This window comes from Nostoc sp. 'Peltigera membranacea cyanobiont' 213, from assembly GCF_002245975.1.
In the GTDB taxonomy this organism is placed as follows: Bacteria; Cyanobacteriota; Cyanobacteriia; order Cyanobacteriales; family Nostocaceae; genus Nostoc.
Window position 1 is genome coordinate 1 of record NZ_NOLI01000227.1, and the last position, 7,074, is coordinate 7,074.

9 protein-coding genes and 1 pseudogene are annotated in these 7,074 nt (G+C 38.5%); 7 read left to right on the top strand and 3 right to left on the bottom strand.

Annotated elements, in window-relative coordinates:
• Nucleotides 1-113: 113 nt before the first annotated feature.
• From CDG77_RS38205 to CDG77_RS38780, 3 genes are all read right to left on the bottom strand, one after another.
• Complete coding sequence (locus CDG77_RS38205; protein WP_223270103.1) at nt 114-746, bottom strand: nucleotide exchange factor GrpE; 633 nt, start codon at nt 744-746, stop codon at nt 114-116.
• A 44-nt stretch (nt 747-790) separates the two neighbouring features.
• Entirely contained in the window at nt 791-1,003 is a 213-nt protein-coding gene (locus tag CDG77_RS32580; RefSeq protein ID WP_094333335.1) for a DUF2997 domain-containing protein, read from the bottom strand.
• A gap of 173 nt (nt 1,004-1,176) precedes the next feature.
• On the bottom strand, nt 1,177-1,311 hold the full coding sequence (locus CDG77_RS38780; RefSeq protein ID WP_262985190.1) for a hypothetical protein: 135 nt from the start codon (nt 1,309-1,311) through the stop codon (nt 1,177-1,179).
• On the opposite strand from CDG77_RS38780, the gene CDG77_RS32585 reads away from it, so the two are divergent.
• The 7 genes and pseudogenes from CDG77_RS32585 to CDG77_RS32610 form a co-directional block, all read left to right on the top strand.
• Nucleotides 1,310-2,503, top strand: a complete 1,194-nt coding sequence (locus CDG77_RS32585; protein ID WP_094333336.1) for a beta-propeller domain-containing protein — start codon at nt 1,310-1,312, stop codon at nt 2,501-2,503. The genes CDG77_RS38780 and CDG77_RS32585 overlap by 2 nt on opposite strands.
• A 59-nt stretch (nt 2,504-2,562) precedes the next feature.
• Nucleotides 2,563-2,718, top strand: a complete 156-nt coding sequence (locus CDG77_RS37120; RefSeq protein WP_190234130.1) for a hypothetical protein — start codon at nt 2,563-2,565, stop codon at nt 2,716-2,718.
• A 97-nt stretch (nt 2,719-2,815) separates the two neighbouring features.
• Complete coding sequence (locus CDG77_RS32590) at nt 2,816-4,078, top strand: STM4015 family protein (RefSeq protein ID WP_094333337.1); 1,263 nt, start codon at nt 2,816-2,818, stop codon at nt 4,076-4,078.
• Nucleotides 4,079-4,174: 96 nt separating this feature from the next.
• A complete protein-coding gene (locus CDG77_RS32595; protein ID WP_094333338.1) occupies nt 4,175-5,401 on the top strand; it encodes a hypothetical protein in 1,227 nt (408 codons plus the stop codon).
• A 42-nt stretch (nt 5,402-5,443) separates the two neighbouring features.
• On the top strand, nt 5,444-5,785 hold the full coding sequence (locus CDG77_RS38210) for a hypothetical protein (RefSeq protein WP_223270104.1): 342 nt from the start codon (nt 5,444-5,446) through the stop codon (nt 5,783-5,785).
• 360 nt (nt 5,786-6,145) lie between these two features.
• On the top strand, nt 6,146-6,721 hold the full coding sequence (locus CDG77_RS32605; RefSeq protein WP_143857140.1) for a hypothetical protein: 576 nt from the start codon (nt 6,146-6,148) through the stop codon (nt 6,719-6,721).
• Between the two features lie 15 nt (nt 6,722-6,736).
• Nucleotides 6,737-7,074, top strand: a pseudogene (locus CDG77_RS32610) (STM4014 family protein); the annotation flags it as partial.

Here is a 7,074-nt window from a genome sequence, read left to right on the forward strand (position 1 = left end):
AAACAACAGTATTGCTAGTACCAAAATCAATTATTACTGTAGTCATTGGTCATTTGTCATTTGTCATTGGGCAAGAAGGTAATATGCAATAACATTTCTTAAATTTTTAATTTTTAATTTTTAATTGTTTGTCCCCCTCCCGGTAAGGTGCGACTAACTTTCGCAGGGACAAGAATTTTTCCTTGATGTTGATAGCCAACAAATCGAATATAAACTAACTCATCTTCAGCAATATCAGCAGTGTCTGGTTGATGAATCTGCGGATTGTAAGGTACTTTTTCCCAAGGTTTGCCTATCTGTTCGTAACCCCATTTGCCCAGTAGGTTATCTAAAGCGGTAAACATCGAAAGCAGATTTTTCGCAGGTAATTCTGGTTTAACCTGCACCATCTGATGGATGCTGGGATAGTTTGTCAGTAATGTCTGCAATTGCTCAAATGTTGCAGAGCGAAATTCCTCTGATAGTTCAACTCGTTGCTGCTGCAATTCTTCATGTAGTCGCAAGCCTTCCTGATGTAGCGCTGCTTTTTCAGCAAGTAACTGTTCTATTTTTTGCTGTTCTTCTAAGTAATTTTTGCGTGTTGCCTTTAATTCATTTTCTAGTAACTCAATTTGCGTAGATGCTAATCGGCTTGTCGCTAGACATCGCGCCAATTGTAACTTGTTAGTTTCCAAGTCTGCTTGGCGAGCGATCGCATCACTAATTGCTGGAATAATCAACAACAGAGTGGAAATCCCTATTGCCATTGTCAAAAGGCTTAAAAGAGAAAACATTCCTATCTGCATCCCTCTTAGATTTGTTTGAGAGACTGATTTTGTTCCACTGTCTCGCCCTCACCGCCTTCGTAATATTCAGGCAATAATTCTTGATTTTCAACTTCTCCTAGAGCCTTTTCAATTCCCGATGTTGTACTTGTGCAACTCGAACCAGAGGCATTGATTACTGTCTCAGTAATTTTCCCATCTTTACCAATGCGATACTCAATTTTTTGATACTCAGCCATAAGTAGATTTTTTGATTTTTTAGGGTTTTAAAAGTGACACCATAATCATCATGTTGTACCAAATTCTAGCCAACGGCAATTAATACTGGCACTAGTACAAATAAATACGTCAGAGCTTTTGCCAATACATTAAAACAAATGTACTAATTTAGGTCAATAAGATTTAACATAATTTAGGCACTATCAGGAAACAAACCGAGCCAAGGGCGGACATTCATAGTTGGACGGCTAGTTACATGCTCAATGGAGCGATCGCATTTTCTCAATCTAGGGGAATGATAGACAGTAGTGCAAGCTGAAACCATCATGTCACAGAATCCCAACCAGCCAAGACCTTTTGATGTTGTTTTAGGTAGCCAAATACCTACCCCAAGCGATGCAGTAGTTTTAGGAGGACTGCCAGGAGTCAAACAACGGTTAGCCAGTACTATCCCACAAAATCGGATTGCAGCGTTAAAAGAAGCCCTCCAACACGGGGATGCAGGCTTAGATTTAGTCATCCAAGCTTTGCAAAATGAAGTCACACAAGTTAGGTGGGCTGCTTACTCGCTGTTAGGGCAAAGAAAAGAATCTCGGATAAAACAGGTGTTACGCGAGTACAATCCTTGGCAAAAGCTCACATGTCTGCGTACCTTGGAAGGGCATTCATACTGTGTTAGCTGTGTTATCTTCAGCCCAGATGGTCAAACTCTTTTCACTGGCAGTTGGGACAAAACAATTAAAGTATGGGAGTTAGCAACAGGGAGGGAAATCTGCACACTAGATACACAAATAGGCGTTAATTCTCTAGCTATCAGCCCAGATAGTCAAACTCTCTTTAGTGGACTGGGAAACACTGTTATTAAGGTTTGGGATTGGCAAACTAGGAGGGAAATCAGCACTTTAGGCGAACCCAGGGGCAGTGCAATGGGTATTCACGGACTAGCTGTTAGCCGGGATGGGCAAATTCTTTTTAGCGGTGACTGGGGTTTGTTGAAAGCATGGGATTGGCAAATGGGTAAAGAACTCTACAATTTGCGTGCCCATTCGATCCAGATTTATTGTCTTGCAATTAGCTTGGACGGACAAACTTTGGTTTGTGCTAGTCGGGATGAAACTATCACAGTATGGGATTTGCCCACAGCAAAGCAAATCTATCGTTTTAAAGGATATTCAAAAGCGGTTACTTCCGTTGCCCTCACTGGCGATAAAAAAACTCTTGTCAGTGGTAGCTGGGACGGTTCTATTAAAGTGTGGAATTTGCAAACGGGAAAAGAAATTTACACTCTTATTGGGGATAAAACACAAATTAATTGTGTAGCCATTAGCCCAGACGGACAAACTTTCTTTGGCGGCGGTGGGGAAAATGCAATCAAAGTATGGGATTTGCAAACTGGACAGCAGATGAACACCCTAACAGGGCATAAAAACCATATTAATTCTCTTGCCATTAGCTCAGATGGACAGACTCTGGTTAGTTGCAGTTGGGACAAAACTATAAAAGTGTGGGGACTGGCTTAAAGGCAATATAAATATAGCGGCATAGTCAATAATTCTGCTAAACCTTTTCTTAAGCAGGGATGGACAAGGTTACACTTCTACATCTTAAATCTCTCGTCCACCTAAATTTGGTCATATTGGCAGTGGTTGCGATCGCAGAGCTAATTCCTGGAACAATCAAAAGTAACACCAAAAAGCCCAGAAGCCTTTCCATAGAAAATATTCTCATTCCTTGATGGTCTACGTTGCTAGTATTTTTGCTTGTGAGGTTGATGTATGCGTATTCCGCATTTTATTTGGGAATTCTAATAAAGAATCAAAAGGTAAAACACTATGACAAACAACCAAAATCAACCCAGAGATTATGATGCAGTGTTGGGAGGACAATCTCCGCTTCCTGTGGATGGAGTTGTTTTAGGAGGAATTGAGGGGGTTAAACGTTCTTTATCAAATCCTGTCATTGAAGTGCGAATTGCTGCACTTAGCGAAGCGTTGAAATATGGTGATGCAGGGTTGGATATATTAATTCAAGCGTTGCAAGATAAATCAAGATTGGTGCAGCGTTTTGCTTATCGACTATTGAAGCAACAAGTAGAACCGCAAGTTATACAAGCTTTGCAAACATATAAACCTTGGAACTTGGAAGAGAGATTTAACCAGTATCAAGGTTATCAAGGTTGTTATGTTCCTCAATTTGCTAATCGCCAAGTCGTAGAGTTCGATGCAAATGTAGGTATTGTTGAACCTGTTAATAATGCTTATGCTCTGAGGTTTGATTATAAGAATCATGAGAATTTACCCAGTAAACTTAGTAGACTTATGCAAGAACCCAATGCCGACAAATTAGAAGCTTTAGTGTTTGGTTTGTGGAGCGAAGGAAGCCAAACAGATTCAAGTAGTATTGTCCAAGCTTTAGTTGATGCTAAACAACGTTTAACTAATCTCAAAGCTATTTTTATTGGCGATCTTACTTCTGAAGATGCCGAAATATCTTGGATTCAGCAAAGCGATATAAGTCCCATTTTACAAGCTTATCCCCAACTCGAAATTTTGCAAGTTCGTGGAGGGGATGGTTTACAATTTAGTCCGCCGATACGACATAATTACCTCAAAGCGTTGATTGTTGAAACTGGGGGGTTAAGTCGGGATACTGTTAGACAAATTTGTAATATGAATCTACCAGCCTTGGAACATTTAGAATTATGGTTTGGTAGTGAAGATTACGGCGGAAACTGTTGGGTTGAAGATTTAAATCCAATTATTTTTGCAGAAAAATTTCCCCAGTTAAATTATTTAGGATTACGCAATAGCCAATTTACCGACGAACTAATTAATCCTATAGCAGGTTCTCCAATTCTTGATTATATCAGCATACTTGACATTTCAATGGGAACGCTGACTGATGCTGGTGCGGAAGAATTGCTGAATTGTTCGGCGATAAATAATCTTGATATTCTCAACGTCTCAGAAAACTTCTTATCTCAGGAAATGATTGAGAAATTCTCTGATTTGGATGTGCGTGTTTTGGCAAATAATCAGAAAGAAGAAAATGAAGATAGCTACATTGATGGTCGCTATTGTTCTGTTTCTGAGTGAAATTTACAGTAATGGGCGACTAGAAGTCGCGGCTACACAGACAAAACCCGCCTACGCGGGTTAAAAAACTTTCTCTTAATTAGTTCAATTTTAACTATGAATAATAATTCTCATCAACCCGGAGAATTTGACGCAGTACTTGGTGGAGAACAGCAAAATCAAAACTATGCTGTAGTTTTGGGAGGACTTGAAGGAGTTAAAAATCGTCTAAATAGCGAAGATGATGAAGTTAGGATTGTAGCGCTTGAAGATGCACTTAAATATGGAGATGCAGGTTTAAATTTGGTGATTGATGCCTTGCAAGATTATTCGTATAAGATTCACCAAATTGCAGTTGAACTATTGCAAGAAACAGAAGGGAAAGGTAAACAAGCACTTTTAGGCTGTGAATCTTGGTTATTTTTTACAACTTTAAAAGATTGGACATCGGAAAATTTTAATCCGAAAGCTGGTATCACTAATCCATCTGAAACAGCCTATATAGTAAAACTTGAGCAATTAAAGTTACTATTGCAAGACCCGCAAGTTAGTCAGATTGAAGCTTTAATTTGTCATTTATCTGGGTACGACTGTTATTACGAAGTTAGCCAAGATTTTTATAGTTATGTTGATATTCTCTTTGAAGCGCGTCAGCGATTAACTAGTCTTAAAGCTATGTTTATAGGTGATTGTCGAGATAATTACTACAAAAAATCTTATATAGGGGTGGGGGATATAACTTTAATATTAGAAGCTTGTCCCAATCTAGAAGTGCTACATATTCGTGCTTGCTGCAACGAACTGGAATATGAAAAACTACAACATAACAATTTAAAAACTTTAATTGTTGAGACAGCAAATATTAGTGATGTAGCTATTTATCGCCTTTGCTCACTGAATTTACCAGCGTTAGAATATTTTGAATTATGGATAGGCAGACCTTCTGAAAATAGCTCTGATAATACTATTGATAATCTCAGACCAATACTTTTTAGTGAATCATTCCCGAACTTATGCTATTTAGCTTTACATAGCGATTATGCTGATGCAATAGCCGATGCGATCGCCCAATCTTCTTTCATGGCTGAATCTCCCATTATTGCAACTCTTGAAGTACTTGATTTATCAATGGGAAACTTGACTGACACAGGTTTGAACGCTTTAATTGAATCTCAAGCAATTATTAATTTAAATACCCTCAATATCGCTCACAATTATGTATCTGAAGAATTTATTCAGGAGATTAAACAATCATCGCTAATTGATTGTTTATTGATTGCTCATTCTCAAGAAAAAATATATGACGGGTGTAATGCTTCTCGCTACTCTGCGTTATATGAATGAAAAACTTTGCAAATATTTACCCATAAATTAGGATTACCCAAAATGAACAATAATCCAAATCAACCGAGAGAATTTGATGCAGTACTTGGTGGAGAAGCACCACCTCCTGTTAGTGGTGTGGTTTTAGGAGGGATTGAAGGGGTAAAAAGTCGCTTAAAAAGTTCGGTTGTTGAAGTGAAGGTTGCAGCACTTTCTGAGGCTCTTAATTATGGGGATATTGGTTTAGATTTAGTGATTAATACTTTAACGAATTCTTCCGAGCAAGTGCAGCGTTTTGCTGCAAAATTATTAAAACAAAGGGGAGGAGGCAAAGGTAAGCAAGCGTTACTAAATTCTAATCCCTATCTTGCTTTTACCATGATGACCGACTGGTTAGTTAAATAATTTAATTCAGAAGTAAATATTACAAATCCTGAAATTACAGCTTATTCTTTAAATTTACAACTAGATTGGCCGCCTTTGTATGCCAAAGTTAGATCAATAGTAAAATCTGGATCTGCACCGTCTTTCAGGGCAGAAATACAACGTCTTGATAGAGAACAAACAACCAAAAAATTTCAAGCATTTCTTCATAATCCCTATATCCATGATATCCAGGCTTTACACTGTCACTATCCTAGTCACTGTTTTATAGACATTTTTATTGAAGCAAAGAACCAACTGAGCAACCTTAAGGCATTATTTTGGGGAGATCCTCAAGATGACCCTTACAAAGACACCTCCAGAGATAAATTGACCAGGAATATGAGTCTTGTTCTAGAAGCTTATCCCAACTTGGAGATTCTTCATATACGTGGTGACGCTAAAGGAGATTATTACGATCCTTTAGGTTCATGCTTATCATTTACTTTAGCGGAACATCATTATCTTAAAACGTTAATTATTGAAACTAATTTTTTACCGGAATCAACAGTTAATGAAATTGTTAATCTGAATTTGCCAAATCTAGAATATCTGGAATTGTGGATAGGGAACGCAGGATTGGATGCAGTTAGCTTAATCCCAAAAATCTCTGAGCAGTTTCCAAAACTTCAGTATTTGGGCATACGCAGTTGTGAAGATGCTGATGAAGTAGCCAAAGCATTAGTGAGTTCTCCTTTAATAGAACGCCTGAAAATTCTCGACCTTTCGATGGGAGAAATGACAAATCAAGGAGTGGAATATCTTTTAAATTGTCCCGCAGTAAACCAACTCCACACCCTTAATCTTTCTATGAACTACATTTCAAATACCGAAGTCTTAAACCAACTTACGTGCCACGTAATTGCAGAACCTCAATATGGTGAATATGGCGATCGCTATTCTGCCCTCCACGAATAAATAATACATTAGATAATGCTAAACTTCATCCTCATCGCCAACCCCCAAAACCGCCGTGTCGGTTTCCTCCAAGAAGCGATCGCCCATTTCAACTTACCACCAGCTACCGTAGTAGATTACGCCGACTTAATAGCAGGGAAACAAACCCTCGAACAATTCAATACACCAAACACTATTATCCGCTTTGACTCTCCAGAAAAAAACTTTGATGTCGATAAAGCCATCATTGCAGAAGGGAGTAGGGAAATTTTTTCTACTTCCAGTCATCAACATATCAGTGCAGAAGCCGCGACAAAATTAGAATTTGACAAAGGACTGATCCTCTATCCGCGACAGTGGTATTTAGGCTGGCG